20 protein-coding genes are annotated in these 20,455 nt (G+C 72.4%); 2 read left to right on the top strand and 18 right to left on the bottom strand.

Annotation, left to right across the window (positions count from 1 at the left end):
- The first annotated feature begins 92 nt into the window (after positions 1-92).
- Entirely contained in the window at positions 93-2,747 is a 2,655-nt protein-coding gene (locus ENE75_RS02130) for a bifunctional acetate--CoA ligase family protein/GNAT family N-acetyltransferase (protein WP_128195149.1), read from the top strand.
- 22 nt (positions 2,748-2,769) lie between these two features.
- On the opposite strand, the gene ENE75_RS02125 is transcribed toward ENE75_RS02130, so the two are convergent.
- Genes ENE75_RS02125 through ENE75_RS02095 form a run of 7 tightly spaced genes read right to left on the bottom strand, consistent with a single transcriptional unit; the run spans position 2,770 to position 10,494 of the window.
- Positions 2,770-3,420: a pyridoxamine 5'-phosphate oxidase family protein gene (locus ENE75_RS02125; RefSeq protein ID WP_128195147.1), complete on the bottom strand. Its 651-nt coding sequence runs from the start codon at positions 3,418-3,420 to the stop codon at positions 2,770-2,772.
- A 7-nt stretch (positions 3,421-3,427) separates the two neighbouring features.
- The gene (locus ENE75_RS02120; protein ID WP_128195145.1) at positions 3,428-3,838 is read right to left on the bottom strand and encodes a carboxymuconolactone decarboxylase family protein; all 411 of its coding nucleotides are present in this window, start codon (positions 3,836-3,838) and stop codon (positions 3,428-3,430) included.
- A gap of 13 nt (positions 3,839-3,851) precedes the next feature.
- Positions 3,852-4,451, bottom strand: coding sequence for a hypothetical protein (locus tag ENE75_RS02115; RefSeq protein ID WP_128195143.1), 600 nt, complete (start codon positions 4,449-4,451; stop codon positions 3,852-3,854).
- A complete protein-coding gene (locus tag ENE75_RS02110; RefSeq protein ID WP_128195141.1) occupies positions 4,421-6,136 on the bottom strand; it encodes a S10 family peptidase in 1,716 nt (571 codons plus the stop codon). The genes ENE75_RS02115 and ENE75_RS02110 overlap by 31 nt, the downstream gene beginning before the upstream one ends.
- A gap of 29 nt (positions 6,137-6,165) precedes the next feature.
- Positions 6,166-7,368 (bottom strand): efflux RND transporter periplasmic adaptor subunit, encoded by a 1,203-nt coding sequence (locus ENE75_RS02105; protein WP_128195139.1) that lies wholly within the window; start codon positions 7,366-7,368, stop codon positions 6,166-6,168.
- Position 7,369: 1 nt separating this feature from the next.
- Positions 7,370-9,760 carry an ABC transporter permease gene (locus ENE75_RS02100; protein WP_128195137.1) on the bottom strand — a complete coding sequence of 797 codons (2,391 nt, stop codon included), beginning with the start codon at positions 9,758-9,760 and terminating at the stop codon, positions 7,370-7,372.
- A 14-nt stretch (positions 9,761-9,774) separates the two neighbouring features.
- The gene (locus ENE75_RS02095) at positions 9,775-10,494 is read right to left on the bottom strand and encodes an ABC transporter ATP-binding protein (protein ID WP_233258880.1); all 720 of its coding nucleotides are present in this window, start codon (positions 10,492-10,494) and stop codon (positions 9,775-9,777) included.
- Between the two features lie 106 nt (positions 10,495-10,600).
- Here ENE75_RS02095 and ENE75_RS02090 point away from each other — a divergent pair, with 106 nt between their 5' ends.
- On the top strand, positions 10,601-11,077 hold the full coding sequence (locus ENE75_RS02090; protein ID WP_128195133.1) for an OmpA family protein: 477 nt from the start codon (positions 10,601-10,603) through the stop codon (positions 11,075-11,077).
- Between the two features lie 3 nt (positions 11,078-11,080).
- Here the strand turns inward: ENE75_RS02090 and ENE75_RS02085 are convergent, their stop codons facing one another.
- From ENE75_RS02085 to ENE75_RS02035, 11 genes are all read right to left on the bottom strand, one after another.
- Positions 11,081-12,151: a ligase-associated DNA damage response exonuclease gene (locus ENE75_RS02085; RefSeq protein ID WP_128195131.1), complete on the bottom strand. Its 1,071-nt coding sequence runs from the start codon at positions 12,149-12,151 to the stop codon at positions 11,081-11,083.
- A complete protein-coding gene (locus tag ENE75_RS02080) occupies positions 12,102-13,169 on the bottom strand; it encodes a patatin-like phospholipase family protein (protein WP_128195128.1) in 1,068 nt (355 codons plus the stop codon). Before ENE75_RS02080 ends, ENE75_RS02085 begins: the two co-directional genes overlap by 50 nt.
- Before the next feature lie 32 nt (positions 13,170-13,201).
- Positions 13,202-14,479 carry a cardiolipin synthase ClsB gene (clsB, locus tag ENE75_RS02075; RefSeq protein WP_128195126.1) on the bottom strand — a complete coding sequence of 426 codons (1,278 nt, stop codon included), beginning with the start codon at positions 14,477-14,479 and terminating at the stop codon, positions 13,202-13,204.
- Positions 14,479-15,297, bottom strand: a complete 819-nt coding sequence (locus ENE75_RS02070) for an endonuclease/exonuclease/phosphatase family protein (protein WP_128195124.1) — start codon at positions 15,295-15,297, stop codon at positions 14,479-14,481. The genes clsB and ENE75_RS02070 overlap by 1 nt, the downstream gene beginning before the upstream one ends.
- A 7-nt stretch (positions 15,298-15,304) precedes the next feature.
- A complete protein-coding gene (gene nudB / locus ENE75_RS02065; RefSeq protein WP_128195122.1) occupies positions 15,305-15,757 on the bottom strand; it encodes a dihydroneopterin triphosphate diphosphatase in 453 nt (150 codons plus the stop codon).
- Between the two features lie 18 nt (positions 15,758-15,775).
- Positions 15,776-16,870 (bottom strand): 3-deoxy-7-phosphoheptulonate synthase, encoded by a 1,095-nt coding sequence (locus tag ENE75_RS02060; RefSeq protein ID WP_128195120.1) that lies wholly within the window; start codon positions 16,868-16,870, stop codon positions 15,776-15,778.
- Between the two features lie 4 nt (positions 16,871-16,874).
- Positions 16,875-17,201 carry a CcdB family protein gene (locus ENE75_RS02055; protein WP_199232192.1) on the bottom strand — a complete coding sequence of 109 codons (327 nt, stop codon included), beginning with the start codon at positions 17,199-17,201 and terminating at the stop codon, positions 16,875-16,877.
- Complete coding sequence (locus ENE75_RS02050; protein ID WP_128195118.1) at positions 17,198-17,488, bottom strand: type II toxin-antitoxin system Phd/YefM family antitoxin; 291 nt, start codon at positions 17,486-17,488, stop codon at positions 17,198-17,200. Before ENE75_RS02050 ends, ENE75_RS02055 begins: the two co-directional genes overlap by 4 nt.
- Before the next feature lie 68 nt (positions 17,489-17,556).
- Complete coding sequence (aspS, locus tag ENE75_RS02045; RefSeq protein WP_128195116.1) at positions 17,557-19,344, bottom strand: aspartate--tRNA ligase; 1,788 nt, start codon at positions 19,342-19,344, stop codon at positions 17,557-17,559.
- Between the two features lie 93 nt (positions 19,345-19,437).
- A complete protein-coding gene (locus ENE75_RS02040) occupies positions 19,438-20,070 on the bottom strand; it encodes a DUF502 domain-containing protein (protein ID WP_128195114.1) in 633 nt (210 codons plus the stop codon).
- A 7-nt stretch (positions 20,071-20,077) separates the two neighbouring features.
- Positions 20,078-20,419, bottom strand: coding sequence for an FmdB family zinc ribbon protein (locus tag ENE75_RS02035; protein ID WP_128195111.1), 342 nt, complete (start codon positions 20,417-20,419; stop codon positions 20,078-20,080).
- Positions 20,420-20,455 lie beyond the last annotated feature (36 nt).

Here is a 20,455-nt window from a genome sequence, read left to right as displayed (position 1 = left end):
TCAGCCATCATCCCGCGCAGGATCGGCGCGGGCTTGATGTCGGTCAACCCACCGGTCGCCGTGGCGACATGCGCCACCGGCATCATGCGGGCATGAGCATCCGCCACCTCGACTCCCTGTTCGACCCGGCCTCGGTGGCCGTCATCGGCGCCAGCCTGCGCGAGGCCAGCGTCGGCGGCACCGTCTGGCGCAACCTGCGTGCCGGCGGCTTCGCCGGCCCGGTGTGGCCGGTCAACCCGAAGCACGCGACGCTGGGCGAGGTGCCCTGCTTCGCCAGCGTGGACAACCTGCCGCAGGCACCGGAACTGGCGGTGATCTGCACCCCGCCGGCCACCGTGCCGGGGCTGATCGCCGCGCTCGGCGCGCGCGGCACGAAGGCGGCCGTGGTGCTCACCGCCGGCTTCGACGCTGCGCAGAAGCAGGCGATGCTGGACGCCGCACGCGCGCACCTGCTGCGCATCCTGGGGCCGAACTGCCTGGGCCTGCTGGCGCCGCACATCGGGCTGAATGCCAGCTTCGCGCACGTGAACGCCGAACCGGGGCAACTGGCCTTCGTGTCTCAGTCGGGCGCGCTGGTCACGGCGCTGCTGGACTGGGCACGGGCGCGCGGCGTGGGCTTCTCGCACTTCGTGTCGCTGGGCGAGAGTGCCGACGTGGACTTCGGCGACATGCTCGACTGGCTGGCCGGCGATGCGAAGACGCGCGCCATCCTGCTCTACGTGGAGAGCATCCGCGAGGCGCGCAAGTTCATGTCGGCCGCGCGCGCGGCGGCACGCAACAAGCCGGTGATCCTGGTCAAGGCCGGGCGCTCGGCGCAGGGGCAGGCGGCGGCCTCGTCGCACACCGGCGCGCTGGCGGGTTCCGACGCGGTCTTCGACGCCGCCGTGCAGCGCGCCGGCCTGCTGCGGGTGGACACGCTGCAGGACCTGTTCGACGCCGCGCTGACGCTGGACCGCCTGGCCGGCGGCTCCCCGGGCATCGACCCCGACCGCCTGACCGTCGTCACCAACGGCGGCGGCGCCGGTGTGATGGCGGCCGACGCGGCGGCGCAGGCCGGGCTGACGCTGGCGCCGCTGGGCGACACGGTGCGCGCGCAGCTCGACGCCGCGCTGCCGGCCAACTGGTCGCACGCCAACCCGGTGGACCTGATCGGCGATGCGCCCGAGGCGCGATACCTCGCCGCCTTCGACGCCCTGCTGGCCGACCCGGCGGCCGGCATGCTGCTGTTCACGCACGCGCCCACCGCCATCGTGCCCAGCGCGCGCATCGCCGAGGCCCTGGTGCCGAAACTGCAACCGCAGGCCACGCGCTTGGTCAGCGCCTGGCTGGGCGGTGACGCGGTGGCGCAGGCGCGCGCGCGGTTCCAGGCCGCGGGCCTGGCCTGCTACGACACGCCGGAGCAGGCGGTGCAGGCGGTGGCCACGCTGGCCACCTGGAAGCGCCACCAGGCCGCGCTGCTGGAGACGCCGACGGCCGATGCCGCCGAGGCGCCCTTCGACATCGCCACCGCGCAGGCGGTGATCGACAGCGCGCTGGCCGAAGGCCGCGAGATGCTGACCGAGCCCGAGGCCAAGGCCGTGCTGGCCGCGGCCGGCATCCCGGTGGCGGCCACGCGGCGCGTGGGGCTGGACGCCGACGAGGCCGTGGCCGCGGCCCGGGCCATCGGCTGGCCGGTGGCGCTGAAGATCCTCTCGACCGACATCTCGCACAAGAGCGACGTCGGCGGCGTGGTGCTGGACCTCGCCGACGAAGCCGCGCTGCGCGGCGCCATCGACGCGATGCTGGCGCGTGTGCGTGCGCGCCGGCCCGACGCCGCGCTGCAGGGCTTCAGCGTGCAGGCGATGGTGAAACGTTCGCAGGCGCTGGAGCTCATCGTCGGCGCCAGCCTGGACCCGCTGTTCGGCCCGGTGATCCTGTTCGGCCAGGGCGGCACCGCGGTGGAGGTGGTGGCCGACCGCGCACTGGCCCTGCCACCGCTGAACCGCCCCCTGGCGCGCGCCCTGGTGGAGCGCACGCGCATCGCGAAACTGATGCACGGCTGGCGCGACGTGCCGCCGGTGGCCATGGACGCGGTGCTGGATACGCTGGTGCACGTGTCGCGCCTGCTGGCGGCGCTGCCGGCGGTGGTGGAATTGGACATCAACCCGCTGCTGGCCGACGCGCGCGGCGTGGTGGCCCTGGACGCCCGCGTGCGCGTGCTGCCGGGTGCGCCGGCCGGCGAGGCCCGCTTCGCGATCCGGCCCTACCCGGCGGCACTGATGGAGCACTGGGACTGGCAGGGCCGGCCGATCACCGTGCGCCCGATCCGGCCCGAGGACGAGGCCCGCCACCGCGCCTTCCTGGAACGGCTGGACCCGGAGGACATCCGCCTGCGCATCTTCTACAGCCGCCGCAGCATCGAGCACAGCGAACTGGCGCGGCTGACGCAGATCGACTACGAACGCGAGATGGCCTTCATCGCGCTGGACGCAAACGGCGACACGCTGGCCGTGGTGCGCGGCGTGACCGACCCGGACAACGTCGGTGCCGAATTCGGCATCGTGGTGCGCAGCGACCTCAAGGGCGGCGGCCTGGGCGAGCGTTTGCTGCGCAAACTCATCGACTACCACCGCAGCCGCGGCACGCAGGTGCTCACCGCCGAGGTGCTGGCCGAGAACGCGCGCATGCTGGCGCTGGCGCGCGATCTCGGCTTCACGGTGGAGCCCGGCGCCGAAGCCGGCGTGAAGCGGGTGCGGCTGGCGCTGTGACGCCCGGGCGTCGGAGCGCCCGTCAGTAGAAGCCGACGCGCTGCGCGTAGCGCTCGGCGCGTTCGGCGTCGTAGCCGTCCGCGTCGAAGGCCTCGCCCTGGATCGCGCGGTGCACTTGGCCGCCGGTGGGCATGGTCCGTGGGTCGACATGGCGCGCCGGGTCCCACAGCTGCGAGCGGATGAAGGCCTTGGAGCACTGCGTGTAGGCCTCCTCCACGTCGACCAGGATGCCCAGCCGCGGTGCCTTGCCCTCCACGCTGCAAGGGGCGAGCAGCGCGGGGTCGGTGGTGATCGTCGCGCGGCCGTTGACGCGGAAGGTGTCGCTCACGCCGGGCACCACGAACAGCAGGCCGATGCGCGGGTTGGCCAGCAGGTTGCGCAGCGAATCGGCCAGCCGGTTGCCGGGGCGCTCGGGCAGCAGCAGCGTGCGGTCGTCGAGGATGCGCACGAAGCCGGGCGGGTCGCCGCGCGGGCTCAGGTCGCAGCGGCCGTCGGCGTCGCTGGTGGCCAGGCCCACGAAGGGCGAACGCTCGACGAACAGGCGCGTCATCGGGTTCAGGCGATCGCTGATCTTGGCGCAGGTCAGCGGCGCAGGTTCGCCGATCAGCGCACGCAGCTCGGCCTCGGTGGCGACGACATGCGGCGTCAGGCGGTGTGGGGTGATGGTAGGCATGGGCGGGTCAGCTGGGCTGGCTGCAATCGAAGGCGGCGTCGATGGGCAGCTGCAGCCCGTTGGCCAGGTGGTTGGTCTTGGCCGCCAGGGCCACGATGGCCAGCAGCTCGGCGTGCATCGCGTCGGTCATGCCCTTGGCCCGCGCCGCCGCCGTGTGCGAGTGCACGCAGTAGCTGCAGCTGTTGGCGATGGAGACCGCGATGTAGACCATCTCTTTGGTCAGCGGGTCCAGCAGCGTGGGCTGCGCCATCAGCGCCTTGACCTCGGCCCAGGTGCGCTCCAGCAGCGGCGGGTCGAAGGCCAGCGCGCGCCAGAGGTGGTTGATGAAGTCGGTCTTGCGCGTGGCGCGGATGTCGTCGAACACGGCGCGCACGCGCGAGTCGGCTTCGGGGTCGGCGGGCAGGGGCAAGGTGGACATGGTGGGTTCGTCCTCAGGAGGGCGGGGATGGAATCGGTGACGCGCCTGGGCCTGCGGCGGTGGGTGCCTGCCGGAAGACCAGCACGTCCTCCGCCGCCCACACGTGCCCCGACCAGCAGCGGTAACCGCGCAGCCAGGGCACGCCGTCGACGCGGCGCAGGTAAAAGCCCCAGGGCAGGTCCGGGGCGTCCGGCGGGGGTTCGCCGGCGACGGTGAACGCGCCGGGCGGCGCACGGTGGCGGGCGGACGGTGCGCCCGTGGGCGCTTCGGGCTGGGCCAGCCACTGCAGGCGCAGCCAGGGCGCGAGCGCCAGCGGGCAGGGCTGCAGGCCCTGCCGTGCCGCGCTGCGGGCGATGGCCTCGAACGTGCCGCCCTCGGCGTGCCCCAGCGCGGCGACCTGCACGGCCGCAACGGCGAACGGCCGGGGCCGGGCGGGCACCTCGAAGCGCGTGTCGCTGAACAACTGCTCGGCCAGCGGGTTCAGCCGCACGCCGGCCTGCGCCAGCATGGCGCGCAGTGCCGCCGGTGTCTCGCGGCCGACGTGCACGACCGGCGGCAGCGCACCGGCGGCCCCCACCGCGTTCAACGCGGCGCCTGCCTCGGCGGCACCCACGGGTCGCGCATCGGGGCCTGCACTGCGGGCTCGGGCACCACCGGTCCGCTGCCGACGCCCGGCACGCCAGCGCGATCCGGCGGCGCCGGCGCCACGGGCCCACTGGCCCGCAGCGGCGCGCGGCGAACGGGCTGCGCCGCCAGCGCTTCGGTGATGAAGGCCACCACGTCGGCGCGCTGCAGCGGCCGCGTGCCGTCGTCCAGGAAGCTCATGTGCCCGCCGATGTAGTTGCGCACCGTGACCCGCGGCGAGCCCAGTCGCGCGAGGTCGGTCTCGGTGACGTGGAAGGGCGTGGCCAGGTCGTGCAGGCCGTTGACGGCCAGCACGCGCAGTGCCGGGTCGGCCTGCAGCGCGGCGGCGAGATCGGGCACGGTGTCGGGTAGATCCCGGCCGTCGTGCGAGAAGTCCCAGTACTGGATGGCCTGGCCCAGCAGCACGTAGGTGGAGGTGTTGCGGTAGCCCAGCGTGTCATGCAGGTGGCTCTGGATGGCGGCCTGGAACGACGACGTGAGCCAGGTGCTGGACGGGTCGCCCTCGGCCGCCAGCGCGCTGCCGTTGGGCGCCAGCATGCGGGCGTCGTAGCGGCCGAGCAGTTGGCCGCTGACCAGCCTTTCGCGGAACCGTGTGGGGCCCAGGTTGTATTGGCCCTGCCACTGGATCGCGGGCAGGCCGGTCAGTTGGGCCAGCGGGTCGGTCAGGCTCAGATCGGCCGACCCGCCGGCCAGGTGGACGTCCAGCGCCGGCCCCCACGACGTGGCGGCGAACTGCCGTGCATCGGCCAGCCACGCGTCGAGCTCGCTGTCGGCCGGCACCGGCTGCGTCAACCCGTGCCAGGCGCCGGTGGCCGCGTAGCTGGGCAGGTAGCCGGCGCAGGAGATCGGCGGCGTGCTGACGACGCCGCAGTTGCTGTTGTAGTCCAGTGCCGGCGACTGCAGCACCAGCCCGGCGGGCCACAGGCCGGCTTCCTGCAGACGGCGCGCCAGCACCGCCGTGCGCGGGCCGCCGTAGCTTTCGCCGTAAAGGAAGAACGGCGAGGTGGTGCGGCCATGCCGCGCCAGCCAGCGGCGCACGATGTCGCGGAACAGCGCCGCGTCGGCGTCCACGCCCCAGAAGTCGCGGTTCACGTAGGGCGCGATGGCCTGCGAGCGGCTGGTGCCCACCGCGTCCACGTAGACGAGGTCGGTCACGTCGAGCAGGGTCTCGGCGTTGTCCACCAGCGGGAACGGGCGGCTGGCGGTGGTGGCCGGCACGCCGGTGGCCAGGCGCTGGGGGCCGAAGCTGCCCAGGTGCAGCCAGACGCTGGCCGAGCCGGGGCCGCCGTTGTAGAAGAAGGTGACGGGGCGCGTGGCGCGTTCGGCCGGGCCGATGCCGTCCAGTTCGTACGCGACGTAGAAGACCTTGGCCTGGGCTGAGTCGGCCACCGGGTCGCGCGCGATCAGGTGGCCGGCAGTGGCGGTGTAGGCCAGCGTGCGGCCGCCCAGGGCCAGCTGATGCGACGTGACCGCGACGGCTTCCTCGGCGCCGGCCAGCTGCGCGTTCGGCAGCGACGAATAGACGGTGGCGTCGACCAGGCCGCCCATCGGCAGCGGGGTGTCGGCGCTGCCGTCGCTGCCACCGCCACCGCCGCCGCAGGCCGACAGCAGAGCCGTCAGCGCCAATGCGGTGGAGGCGATCCAGCGGTGCATGCGCGGCAGTGTAGGCCGGGACGCGTGCCTCAGGAACCCCGCACGCGCAAGCGCGCGCCTTCGGTCAAGGCGGCTGGCGGATAAACGACCACGGTGCCGCCCGCGTCCACGCCGCCGCGCAGCCAGGCGTGCGTCTCGTTACGCGCGGCCAGGTCCACCGGCTGCAGCCGGGCACGCCCGGCGTCCACCACGAACACGGCGTGGCCGCCTTCGGGGCGCGGGAAGACGGCGCTCACCGGCACGCGCAACGCGTCGTCCACCTGCTGGGTGACGATGCGCACGGTCACCCGGAAACCGTCGCCGAGCGTCTGCCACGCGGCCGGCGGGCTGGTGAGGTCGATGTGCACGCGCACGCGCTGCTCCTCCACGCCGAGTGCCGAGACCTTGGTGAAGCCGGCCGGCTCCACGAGGCGCACACGGCCCTGCAGCGTGCCCGGCCCGCCCCAGTCCTCGATGCGCACCGGGCGGCCGGCACCGGCCTGCAGGGCGTCGGTGGTCAGCAGTTCGGCCACCACTTCCAGTTGGTTCAGATCGCCGAGTTCGAGCAGCGGCGTGCCCAGGGCTACCGTGCCTTCGCTGGCCTGCAGCACCCGCAGCACGCGGCCGGCCACCGGCGCGCGCACGTCGAACCCCCTTGCCGTGGAGGCGTCGGTGGTGGTGGCCACGGCGGCCAGTGCGGCGCGCGCCACTTCCAGCTCGTGCCCGGCCACCACGCGGCCCTGCTGCGCCGCGTCCAGCGCCTTCTGCGCGGCGTCCACCGCCAGTGCATCGTTCTCGGCCTGGATGGGCGAGACGAAGCCCTGGCGCGCCAGTTCAGCGCTGCGCTGCTGCGCGCTGCGCGTCTGCACCAGGGCCACGCGGGCGGCCTCGGCCTGGCTGCCGGCGCGCTGCACGTTGGCCTGCGCGGCGGCCACGCGTGCGGTGAGCTCGCGCTGCGTGCGGGCATCGAGCATCGGCGCCAGCGTGGGGCTCAGCGTGGCCAGCACGCTGCCGGCGGCCACGGCGTCACCCGCCTCCAGCGTGATGCGCGCCAGGCGGCCGGACAGCGGCGCGGAGACGGTGTAGCGCTGGCGAAGCGTGGTGCGCCCCTCCTCGGTGATCACGGTCTCGAAGGGCCCGCGGTCGGCCACGGCGGTCTCCACCTCCAGCGGCCTTGGCGCAAAGGCCCAAGCCAGCAGCGCCACACCGGCGACAACGGCCATGCCGCCCAGGATCCAGGTCATGGTCTTCATCTCATTCTCTCGTCTTCAGGGCGCCCACCATGTCCAGGTGGTCGATGCGGCGGCGCACGATCAGGGCACTGGCCACGCCCGCGGCCACCACGGCCAGCGCGGCGATGGCGAAGGTGCGCGGGCGGATCACCACCGGGAAGAAGAACTGGTCGCTCTTGAGCGCTCCAACCAAGCCATGCACCATGGCCCAGCCCGCCAGCATGCCCAGCGGCAGCGCCACCGCGATCAGCAGCGCCAGCTCGCCCAGCAGCAGGCCGGACACTTCCGCCCGCGTGAACCCCAGCACGCGCAGGCTGGCCAGTTCCCAGGCGCGCTCGGCCAGTGCGATGCGCGCGTTGTTGTAGACCACGCCCACGGCGATGACCACCGCAAACAGCGTCAGCACCGTGCTCATGATGCGGATGTTGCGCGCGCTCAGTTCCTGCATGTTGCGCAGCATCGTGGACTTGCTGAAGGCGCCGGCGACGCGCGGCAGGTCGCGCGAGGCGGCCAGCAGCGCTGGTTCGCGGCCACGCTCCAGCGCCAGCACCCAGCCGGTGGACAGGTCACCGTCGCCCAGCGCGCGGTTGAGCGCGTCGCGGTTCATGTAGGCGTTCAGGCCCATCATCTCGCGCACGGTGGCGTCCACCGACAGGTCCAGCACGCGGGGCCGGCCCTCGAGCACCTCCACCCGCACGCGGTCGCCCACGCGCAGGCCCAGCTTGTCGGCCAGGCGGTCGGTGAGCACCAGGCCGTCGCCGGCAGGGTCGGTGAGGCGGCCGTCGACGTCGACGATGCGGTAGAGCTGCGGGTGCGTGGCGTAGCCGCGCAGCTGCGAACGTTCGCGCCGGTGGCCGTGGACCAGCACCACGTCGACGAAGCGCGAGGCCTCGGTCTGCGTGACGCCGGGCAGGCGCGCGAGTTCCAGCGCGGCACGCTCGTGCAGCGGCTCGAAGGTCCACACCGCCACGTCGTTGCGCATGGCCAGCGTGAACTGCGTGTCGACGATGACCTCGATGGCGTCGCGGAAGAAGTTGCCCATCACGACGATGGCCACCGACGCCGCGATGCCGGCCACCGCCAGCGTGCTGCGCCAGGGCCGGCGCTCGAGCTGGCGCAGGATCATGCGCGCCACGGTGCCGATGCGTCGGATGCCCAGTCGTTCCAGCAGCGTGCGCCGATAGCGCCCGGGCGCCGGCGGGCGCATGGCCTCGGCCGGCGCCAGGCGCACGGTGGCGGCGATGGCGCTCCAGGTGCCCACCAGTGCGGTGGCGGCCGTCAGGCCGGCGGCCACGCTCACCAGTGCCGGCGAGAGCACGTGTTCGAAGGCCGGGAAGCGGAAGAAGTCGCCGTACAGGCCCAGCAGCATCAGGCCCAGCCACTTGCCCAGCGCCAGGCCCAGCACCAGGCCGATGGCCACCACGGCGGCCACCAGCTTCAGGTAGTGGGACGCGATGGCGCGGTTGGCGTAGCCCAGGGCCTTCAATGCCGCGATCTGCTCGCGCTGCGTGCTCACCAGGCGCGAGACCACGACGTTGAGCAGGAAGGCCGCCACCGCCAGGAAGATGGCCGGCAGGATGCTGCCCAGCACGCGCTGCTCAGCGATCTCGTTGTCCAGCATCGCGTGCGAGACCTGGGCGTCGCGGCCATGGGCCAGGCGACCCCCGAAGCGCGCCAGCTCGCGGGTGAGGCCGTCGATGACGGCCGCCTCGCTGGCCCCCGGCGCCAGTTTCACCGCGATGCGGTTGAAGGCACCGGTCATGTCCCAGGCGGCATCCAGCGCCTCGCCGTCGACCCAGAAGACGCCGAAGCCGCGCAGGTCCGGCATGCCCCAGAGCCCGGCGAACACGTACTCCGGCGACAGCGCGACGCCGGCCACCACGAGGTCGCGCTGCTTGCCGTTGATCAGCGCCTGCAGGCGGCTGCCACGCTGCAGGCCGTGGGCACGCACGAAGCTCTCCGACACCCAGGCCGGCAGCGCGCCGTCGGGCTGCGCCGCACCAGGCCCGCCGGCCGGTACCGGCGCAATGCCGCCACCGGCCTCGCGCAGCACCACGCGGTTCATGCGCAGCGGCTCGTCCCGGGGCACGCCGATGAGCTGGCCGATGATGGGATCGTCCACGCCGTCGCGCGTGACGCGCACGGCGAACTCGGTGGTGGTCTGCACGTCGGCCACGCCGGGCACCGCGCGCAGGCGCGCGGCCAGCGCGTCGGGCGCGCGCTTGACGGCGCCGAAGACGTCGGCAAAGCGGCCGCTGGCGTAGAAGCGGTCGCGCGCCAGTTCCAGCGAGTCGATGGCCGACAGCGTGGTCACGAAGCCGGCGATGCCGCTGGCCACCACCAGCGCGATGGTCAGCGCCTGGCTCCACAGCGCGCGCAGGTCGCGCAGCAGCTTGCGGTCCAGCGCGCGCATGGCCGGCCCCCGCCCTACCAGGCCAGCTCGGCCGGCGAGACCTTGGCCGTGTTGCGCTGCTCGCGCACCAGGCGGCCGTCACCCAGCTGCAGCACGCGGTCGGCCATGCCGGCGATGGCGGCGTTGTGCGTGATGACGATGGTGGTGGTGCCGATCTCGCGGTTGACGCGCTCGATGACTTCGAGCACCAGGCGGCCGGTGTGCACGTCCAGCGCACCGGTGGGCTCGTCGCACAGCAGCAGGTCGGGCCGCTTGACGACGGCGCGCGCGATGGCCACGCGCTGCTGCTCGCCGCCGCTGAGCTGCGCCGGGAAGTGGTCGGCCCGCGGCGCCAGGCCCACCATGGCCACGGCCTCGTCGACGTCCATCGGGTCGTGCGCGATGTCGGTGACCAGGGCCACGTTCTCGCGCACCGTCAGGCTCGGGATCAGGTTGTAGAACTGGAACACGAAGCCCACGTGTTCCCGACGGTAGGCGGTCAGCGCGGCTTCGCCGGCGCCGTCGAGCCGGTGGTCGCGGAACTGCAGCGTGCCGCTGGTGGGCACGTCCAGGCCGCCGAGGATGTTCAGCAGCGTGCTCTTGCCGCTGCCCGAGGCGCCGAGCAGCACGATGAACTCACCGGCCGCCACGTCCAGCGAGACATCGGCCAGCGCCACCACATCCACCTCGCCGGTGCGGTAGACCTTGCGCAGCTGGTGGGCCTGCAGCACGGGGCTGCCGAGTTCGGGTTTCACCGGAGGGATTCTGGGGGTGCGGTGCGTGGTGGTCTTGAGATCGGTCAAACTCGTCACATGCCCTGCCGCAGGGCTGGTCCACAATGGTCGCTGGAAGGAGCCACACATGCGCCGACACCGCTTGATCCCTGCCCATGCCCTGCTGACCGTGGCTGCGCTGTACACCTGCAGCCTCGGCGCCGTGCAGGCGGCGTCGGGCGACCAGCCGGTCAGGCCGCTGCCCCAGGCGTCCACGCCGGCGAAGACCGAGATCCAGGAACGCAAGACCTCGCTGCCGGCCAAGGGCCTGTTCGTGGGCGACCAGCTCAGCGCCGCGGCCAAGGACAAGCTCACGGAACTGATCCTCAACGCCCTGGGCCTGCATGTGCAGGTGGCCCTGGTGGTGCCGACCGGGCCGTGGCAGATCGACGGCAGCGGCAAAGACGAGCGCGACCTGACACCCGCGCGGCTGAATGCGGTGAAGAGCTTCCTGCGCGAGCGCGGCGTGGACCCGGCGAAGATCTACGTCGAGAGCCGCATCGACCAGTCGCTGACCGAACCGCGGCTGGACCTGCAGCTGCTGGGCAAGCCGGCGAACGACTGACGCTCAGGCGCCGGCCACGGGCGCAGGCGCCGGATCCGACGCCGCGGGCTCCTCGTCGCCGAACTCGGTGCGGAAGCTGCCCGCTTCCAGACCCTGCTGCTGCAGCCAGCGCACCATCACGGCCTCGTAGCCATGGGTCACGATCACGCGCGACGCGCCGGTGGCGCCGATGGCGCGCTGCAGCCCCGGCCAGTCGGCGTGGTCGCTGAGCACGAAACCCCGGTCCACGCCCTGGCGGCGGCGTGCGCCGCGCAGCTGCATCCAGCCGCTGGCGAAGGCGTCGCTGAACGCGCCCAGGCGGCGCGCCCAGGCGCTGCCGTGCACCGCCGGCGGCGCGACGACGAGGGCCCGCTTCAGGTCCGCTGCGTCGATAGGCGTGGTGGCCGGCAGCGCCACGCCGGCGGCACGGTACGCGGCATTGACGCTGTCCACCGCCCCGTGCACGACGATGGGCCCGATGGCCGCGTCCACGCCCGCCAGCAGGCGCTGCGCCTTGCCGAAGCTGTAGGCCATAAGCAGGCTGGGCCGGCCGGCAGCGGCGTTGGCCGCCCACCAGGCGTTCACCTCGGCCAGCACCTCGGCCTGCGGCCGCCAGCGGTAGATGGGCAGGCCGAAGGTGCTTTCGGTGACGAAGACGTCGCAGCGCACCGGCTCGAAAGGCGCGCAGGTGGGGTTGGCGTCACCGGCGCCGCTGACGAAGTAGTCGCCGCTGAGCACCCAGACCTCGCCGCGGTGCTCCAGCCGCACCTGCGCCGAGCCCAGCACATGGCCCGCGGGGTGCAGGCTGACCCGCACGCCGCCCACGTCCACCGCCTCGCCGTAGGCCAGCGGCTGCACGGTGATGTCGCCCAGGCGGGCGCGCAGCACGCCCACGCAATCGGCCTGCGCCAGGTAGGCGCCGTGGCCGCGCCGCGCGTGGTCGGCGTGCGCGTGGGTGATGACGGCGCGCGGCACCGGGCGCCAGGGGTCGATGTGGAAGTCGCCGGCGGGGCAGTACAGGCCCTCGGGGCGTTCGATGACCAGATCAATCACGCCCGGGATCGGCGCGCGGCAGCAGGAAGGTGGCCTCGACATCCAGCGTCTGCCGCCGCCCCAGGTCCCGCCGGTGTGCATGCAGCCAGCGTTCTGCTGCGGCACGCCCAAGCGCGTGCAGCTGCTCCAGGAACACGAGGCTGGTGTTGAGCTTGCTCGACGCCTGCAGCGGCGCCAGGCCCTCGTCGTCGGCCACCATGTGCAGACGCAGCGCCTTGTAGTGGCCGGTGTCCACACGCTGCTCGGCCAGCAGGCGCTGCACGAAGTGGATGGCGCGCATCTCCGCCACCAGCCCGGCGTTGAAGGTGATCTCGTTGACGCGGTCGGCGATCTCGGGCGCGGTATCGGGCGTGCCGGGGCGCCACAGCGGGTTGATCTTCACCAGCAGCAGGTCGGCGGTGCGGGTCCCGTAGACCAACGGCCACAGCGCGGGGTTGCCGGTGTAGCCGCCGTCCCAGTAGGGCTCGCCGTCGATCACAACGGCCTTGAACAGCTGCGGCAGACAGGCCGAGGCCAGCAGCGCGTCGATCGACAGCGCCTCGCCGCTGAACACGCGCGGCTGGCCACTGTGCACGGCAGTGGCCGTGATGAAGAGCTTCAGCGGCCCCCGGTGCAGTGCGGCCTCGTCGACGTGCCGGCGCGCCACCTCGCCCAGCGCATTGGGGCCGAACGGGTTGAACTGGTAGGGGCTGATGCCACGCGCCATGAACTGCCACCAAGCGTAGAACGGGTTGGCGTCGAGGTTGAAGGCTGTCAGCGGCAGCGGCAACGACACGGGCCACGCGGGCGCCGAACCGGCCTGGCCGAAGCAGCCGGGCGCACCCGCCACGTCGCGCCAGAAGGCGCGCAGGGCCGCACGCGCACCCGCGCGCCCACCATTCGCCCAGCCGGTGGCCAGCACGCCGGCGTTCAGCGCACCTGCGCTGGTGCCGCTGACGCCGTCGATGGCCAGGGACGCATCCTCGAGCAGGCGGTCGAGCACGCCCCAGGTGAAGGCGCCATGCGACCCGCCGCCCTGCAGGGCGAGGTCGACGGGCACGGACTTGGCACGGGAACTCATGCCTCAGTATCGCCCGCTCGGTATCGAGCCGCTCAATATCGCCCGGTCACCCCCGCCACGCGCAGGTAGGCGTGGGCCAGCCAGGCCACCAGGCCGCGGCGCAGCCACAGCCGCCACGGCGCCAGGGGCTGCGGCCGCGTGATCTCCTCCGACACCGCAAACGCCTGGTCCAGCCGCGCCGCCAGCTCGGCGGCGAAGCTGGCATCGCGCACCAGCACGTTGGCCTCCAGGTTCAGCAGCAGCGACAGCGGGTCGATGTTGCTGCTGCCCACCGTGGCCCAGCTGTCGTCCACCACCGCGACCTTGGCGTGCAGGAAGGCGGGCATGTACTCGAAGATGCGCACGCCGCGGCTGCGCAGCTCGTCATAGAGCACGCGCGCGGCCAGCGCGGCGATGGGGTAGTCGACCTTGCCCTGCAGCAGCAGCCGCACCTGCACGCCGCGGCGGGCGGCGTCGCGCAGCGTGCGGCGGAAGCGCCGGCCCGGGTAAAAGTACGGGACGGCGATGTCGATGCGCGTCTTGGCCTGGCGCATGGCCTCGATGTAGCGCCGTTCGATGGCGCGGCGCTGGCCGACGTTGTCGCGCACCACGAAGGCGGCGCGCGTCGGCCGCGTGTCGCGCGGCTGGTGGGGCTCGCGCGGGGCGGCGCCGAGTGTGCGCAGCAGCCGGCGGGTGCGGTCCAGCGGTGTCGGGCTGACGAGCAGCCGTTCGGCCTCGCGCCGCCAGCCGTGGCCCAGGTGGGCCCGCGCCCACATCGCACGCGCGGCATGGCGCACCGCCATGGCGAGCGGGCCCGTCACCTCCACCGCGAAGTCCAGCCGCGGCGTGTCGCCCCAGCCGTGGTTCAGGTCGTTCCGGTCGTCGATGACGTTGATGCCGCCGACGAAGGCCACCGCATCGTCCACGACGCAGAGCTTCTGGTGCAGGCGGCGCAGCTGCTGCGGCTGCAACCACTGCCACCAGCGGTCGATGGGGCGGAAGACCTCCAGCCGCACCTCGCTGTCGGCCAGCCAGGCGCGCACGGTGGGCAGCGTGGCCTTGCTGCCGAAACCGTCGATCACCAGGTGCACGGCCACGCCGCGACGGGCGGCAGCGATCAGCGCGTCGGCCACCGCGCGGCCGGCGCCGTCGTCGTGGAAGATGTAGGTGGCGAACCAGACCTCGTGCTGCGCCTGCGCCAGGGCCTCGGCCATTGCGGGGAAGAGCTGGTCCCCGCCCTCGAGCAGGCGCACGCGGTTGCCGCCCTCCCAGCGCACGCGAGGCGCGCGCGCCCACCAGGGTTCGTCGCCGCGCTCCGGCGCCGGGGCCACTACACCGGCTCCAGCTCCGCCACCAGCGGCAGGTGGTCCGACATGCGCGCCCAGCCGCTGCCGCGCGGCACCATGGTCAGCCGGCAGGCCAGGCCGCGCACGTAGAAGCGGTCGAGCGCGAACACCGGCACGCGCGACGGGAAGGTCAGCCGCTGCGACGCGCGCTCGTCGGCCGGCCGTGCGCGCTGCAGGCCGATGTCGCGCATCGGGCCGTCGAGCTTCTCGCCCCAGTCGTTGAAGTCGCCGGCGACGATGAGCAGGTCGTTGGCCGGCACGTGCCGCTCGATGAAGGCGGCCAGCCGTTGCACCTGGCGCACGCGGCTGGCGTGGATGAGGCCGAAGTGCGCCACCACCGCGTGCACCGCCACGCCGTTCCAGGCCACCGGCACGTGCAGCAGGCCGCGCTGCTCGAAGCGGTGGTCGCTGACGTCGTGGTGGCCGATGTCGCCGATGGGCCAGCGCGACAGCAGCGCGTTGCCATGCTCGCCATGGCGCGTGACGGCGTTGGTGCGGTAGGCCACGTCGTAGCCCTCCGGCGCCAGAAACTCGGCCTGGCCCTGGTTGGGCCAGCCCAGGTGCGTGCGGTCGAACTGGCGCGCATGGCGCTCGTGAAACAGGCGCACCTCCTGCAGGAAGACGAGGTCGGCGTCCAGCGCCTCCACCGCGAGGCCGAGGTTGTGGATCTCCAGCCGCCGGCGCGGCCCGATCCCGCGCACGCCCTTGTGGATGTTGTAAGTGGCCACGCGCAGCGTGTCGATCGACATCAGGCTCGATGCCGGCGGCAGCAGGGTGCTGTTGTAGGGGTTGAGCTGGTTCACGCGGGGATCAGTCGCACTCGGCGGCAAAACGGGGCAGTTGCAGGATGGCCTCGGCGTTGCTGGGCGAGAAGCAACGGTCGGCCGCGGCGCGCCAGGGCAGCCAGACCTGCGCCGTGTGCTCGCGCGGGTTCAGGCGCACCGGCGTGCCGGCCGGCACGGTGAGGCCGAAGACGTGTTCGGTGTTGTGGGTGACGCCCGGCGCGTAGCGGTGGCGCCAGACTGGGTAGATCTCGTAGACGTTCTCCAGCCGCCAGTCCTGCAGCGTGCCGCCGGTGATGCCGGTTTCCTCGGCCACCTCGCGGCGCGCGGTGAGGTCCAGTGGTTCGTCCTCGGCATCCAGCGAGCCGGTCACGCTTTGCCAGAAGCCTGGCTTGTCGGCGCGCTCGATCAGCAGCACCTCCAGGGCCGGGGTGTGCACCACCACCAGCACCGAACGCGGGATCTTGAACGGGCGGTTCACCGCGGTATCGCCGGTCGGTCAGGCACGCGCGCGGCGCCGGCGCACCGCATCGGCCAGGCCGCGCAGCAGCGGTTCGGTATCGTGCCAGCCCAGGCAGGCATCGGTGATGGACACGCCGGCGCGCAGCGGATGACCCGGCTGCTGGTCCTGTCGGCCTTCGTGCAGGTGGCTTTCCACCATCACGCCGACGATGCGGCGTTCGCCGCCGGCGATCTGCGCGCCGAGGTCGGTGGCCACCTCGATCTGCCGCCGGTGGTCCTTGCGGCTGTTGGCGTGCGAGCAATCCACCAGCACCTGCTCGCGCAGGCCAGCGGCGCGCAGCACGGCGCAGGCGGCCTCGATGCTGGCGGCGTCGAAGTTCGGCGCCTTGCCGCCGCGCAGGATCACATGGCCGTCGGGGTTGCCGCGGGTCTCGAAGATGGCGGCCACGCCCATCTTGGTCATGCCCATGAAGGCGTGCGGCGCGGCGGCGGCGCGCACCGCGTCCACCGCCACCTGCACGCCGCCGTCGGTGCCGTTCTTGAAGCCCACCGGGCAGCTCAGGCCGCTGGCCAACTGGCGGTGGCTCTGGCTCTCGGTGGTGCGCGCGCCGATGGCGCCCCAGGCGATGAGGTCGGAGATGTACTGCGGGCTCAGCAGGTCCAGGAACTCGGTGCCCGCGGGCAGGCCCAGCGCGCTGATCTCCAGCAGCAGTTCGCGGGCCCGGCGCAGGCCCTCGTTCATGCGGAAGCTGCCATCGAGCCGCGGGTCGTTGATGTAGCCCTTCCAGCCCACGGTGGTGCGCGGTTTCTCGAAGTACACGCGCATCACCACCAGCAGGTCGCCGGCCAGTTCGTCGGCCAGCGGCTTGAGCCGGCGGGCGTAGGCCACCGCGGCGTCGTGGTCGTGGATGGAGCAGGGGCCGACCACGGCCACCAGCCGGTCGTCGCTGCCGTGCAGCACGCGGCCGATGGCGGCCCGCGTGACCTGCACCAGGGCTTCGACGTCGGGCGGTGCCGGCAGGTCCTCCAGCAGCACGGCCGGCGTGAGCAGCGGGCGCACGGAGGCGATGCGCACGTCGTCCACGCGCGTGGTGTCGTGGGTGCCGGATTCTTCAATGGAAGGGTGGGACATGGGTCTACAGGCCGCTGATCACGGCGTCGAGGGCATCGACGATGCGGTGGGATTCCTGGCGCAGGCTGGCCACCGGCTGGCGCAGTGCACGCGCGGTGACGACGCCGGTTTCATGGGCCTTCAGGCGCAGCGTCTCGCCGGCCACGTCGAAGGTGGGCGCCATCCGGGGGGGCCAGCCCTGTTCGACCGTGCTGCGCGACAGGGGCGCCACCAGGCGCGTCGGCAGGCCTTCGAGCAGGTCGCTCTGCACGACGACGAGGTACGGGATGCGCTCGCGCGATGCCGCGACCGGGTTCGGGTAGACGTCCCACTGCGGCATGGCGGTGTTCACCAGGTCCGGAACTCTTCGTTCCAGATGCCGTGCTGCTCGAAGTGCCGGTGCTGCTCGTCCACCCAGGCCTTGTACTTGGCCGCGAAGGCCTGCGCTTGCGGATTCAGCGGCGCCTCGGCCGCCGGCTCGGCCACCTGTGCGGCGCGCGCCACGAGCCGGTCATAGTGCTCGGCCGACATCAGCACGCTGTGCCGGCGGCCGGACTTCTCGATCACGACCGGGCGCTTCTGCGCCTCGTCGAGCACCTGGCCGAAGCGGTTCTTCGCGTCGGTCGACGTGATGTTCATCGAGCGCCTCCGGCGGCAGCTGAAATGGCCATTCTAGCCATTTCAGCTGCCTTGGCCGACCTTCGGGGTCAGGCCGCTGCCGGGTTGCGCAGCCGGATGTGCAGCTCGCGCAGCTGCTTCTCGTCCACCAGGCCCGGGGCGCCGGTGAGCAGGCACTGCGCGCGCTGCGTCTTCGGGAAGGCGATCACGTCGCGGATGCTTTCGGCCTTGGTCATCAGCGTGACCAGGCGGTCCAGACCGAAGGCCAGGCCGCCGTGCGGCGGCGCGCCGTACTGCAGCGCGTCGAGCAGGAAGCCGAACTTGACCTGCGCGTCCTCGGGCGTGATCTTCAGTGCATCGAAGACCTTCTTCTGCACCTCGGCGCGGTGGATACGCACCGAGCCGCCGCCGAGCTCCCAGCCGTTGAGCACCATGTCGTAGGCCTTGGCCACGCAGGCACCGGGGTCGGCGTCCATCAGATCCTCGTGGCCGTCCTTGGGCGCGGTGAACGGGTGATGCACGGCGACCCAGCGGTCGGCCTCCTCGTCGTGCTCGAACATCGGGAAGTCGACCACCCACAGCGGCGCCCAGACGTCGTCGAACAGGCCGTGAGTGCGGCCGAACTCGCTGTGGCCGATCTTCACGCGCAGCGCGCCCAGCGCGTCGTTGACCACCTTGGCCTTGTCGGCACCGAAGAAGATCAGGTCGCCGTTGCGCGCGCCGGTGCGCGCCAGCGTCTGTTCCAGCGCCGCGTCGTGCAGGTTCTTGACCACCGGGCTCTGCAGGCCATCCCGGCCCTTGCCCATGTCGTTGACCTTGATCCAGGCCAGGCCCTTGGCGCCATAGATCTTCACGAACTCGGTGTAGGCGTCGATCTCGCCCCGACTCATCTCGGCGCCGCCGGGCACGCGCAGCGCGGCCACGCGGCCACCCGGGGTGGTGGCCGGGCCGCTGAACACCTTGAAGTCGACCGTCTTCATCACGTCGGTCAGCTCGGTGAACTGCAGCTTCACGCGCAGGTCCGGCTTGTCGGAGCCGTACCTGTGCATGGCCTCGGCGTAGGTGAGCTGCTGGTAGACCGGCAGTTCCACGCCCAGCGCGCGGCGGAAGACCTGGCGCACCATGCCCTCGGTGATGGCACGGATCTCCTCCTCGCCAAGGAAGGAGGTCTCGATGTCGATCTGCGTGAACTCGGGCTGGCGGTCGGCGCGCAGGTCCTCGTCGCGGAAGCACTTGGTGATCTGGTAGTAGCGGTCGAAGCCGGCCACCATCAGCAGCTGCTTGAACAGCTGCGGGCTCTGCGGCAGCGCGAAGAACTGGCCGTCGTGCACGCGGCTGGGCACCAGGTAGTCGCGCGCGCCCTCGGGCGTGCTCTTGGTGAGCATCGGCGTCTCGACGTCGATGAAGCCCTGCTCGTCGAGGTACTTGCGCACCTCCATCGCCACCTTGTAGCGCAGCATCAGGTTCTTCTGCATCGCCGGGCGGCGCAGGTCCAGCACACGGTGCGTCAGGCGCGTGGTCTCCGACAGGTGCTCGTCGTCGAGCATGAACGGTGGCGTGACGCTGGGGTTCAGCACCTCGAGCTCATGGCACAGCACCTCGACCTTGCCGCTGGTCAGGTTGGTGTTCTCGGTGCCGGCCGGGCGCGCGCGCACCTTGCCGACGATCTTCAGGCAGAACTCGTTGCGCACGTCCTCGGCGGCGGCGAACATCTCGGGGCGGTCGGGGTCGCAGACGACCTGCACCAGGCCTTCGCGGTCGCGCAAGTCGATGAAGATCACGCCGCCATGGTCGCGGCGGCGGTGGGCCCAGCCCATCAGGGTCACGGTCTGGCCCATCAGCGCTTCGCTGACCAGGCCGCAGTAGGTGGTACGCATGGAGTGGCTCCGTGGAATCCGGTGTCAGGGGGATCGGTGTCGTCGCGGGGCGGGCCGGCACGCGCACGCCCGCGGCGTGCGCGCCCGACCCGGTCAGTTTCGGGCCGGTGCCGGGGCCCCGGGCGCCACGACGCCCATCGAGATCACGTACTTCAACGCCTCGTCGACGCTCATCTTCAGCGCCACCACGTCAGCGCGCGGCATCATCAGGAAGAAGCCCGACGTGGGGTTCGGCGTGGTCGGCACGTAGACGCTGACGTAGTCGCCCGGCAGGTGCTGCACCACCTCGCCACCGGGCTTGCCGGTGACGAAGGCGATGGTCCAGGCGCCCGGGCGTGGGTACTGCACCAGCACGGCCTCGCGGAAGGCCTGGCCGCTGCTGGAGAACAGCGTGTCGGAGACCTGCTTGACCGAGCTGTAGATGGACTTGACGATGGGAACGCGGTGCATCACCGCGTGCCAGCGGTGCACGGCCCACGCCCCCAGCACGTTGGCCGCGAACACGCCGGTCAGGAACAGCGCCAGCAGCACCACGAGCACGCCCAGGCCGGGCACCTTGATCAGTGCCGCCACCACCGACTTGGCCGAATCCGGCAGCACGTTGAGCGCCAGGTTCAGCACCCAGGCGAACAGCCCGTCCATCGCGCCGAGCAGCCACGACAGCACCGCCACCGTGATGGCCAGCGGCAGCCACACGAGCAGCCCGGCGACGAGGTATTTCTTCACCTGCGGTTCAACTCGTCGACGGCGACGGCGATGAGGCCGCCGCAGGCGCCGGGGCGGGCGCGGGGCTGCTGGCGGGGGCGGACGCCGCGTCTGCCGGCTTGGCCGCGGGAGCATCACCACCGGCGGGCTTGTCGGCAGGCTTGTCGGCGGTCTTGCCGCCCTTGTTGCCGTCGCGGAAGTCGGTCACGTACCAGCCCGAGCCCTTGAGCTGAAAGCCCGCGGCAGTGACCTGCTTGGCGAAGGAGGACTGCCCGCAGGCCGGGCAGACGGTGAGCACGGGGTCGGAGAGCTTCTGCAGCACGTCCTTCGCGTGGCCACAGGCGCTGCAGCTGTAGGCGTAGATCGGCATCGGAGGCCCTGGAGTTCAAAAACCCTCCATTCTAGC

Source organism: Rubrivivax albus (genome assembly GCF_004016515.1).
Lineage (GTDB): Bacteria > Pseudomonadota > Gammaproteobacteria > Burkholderiales > Burkholderiaceae_C > Rubrivivax > Rubrivivax albus.
The sequence above is the reverse complement of the archived record's forward strand: the minus strand, read 5'-3'. Positions and strand labels throughout refer to the sequence as shown.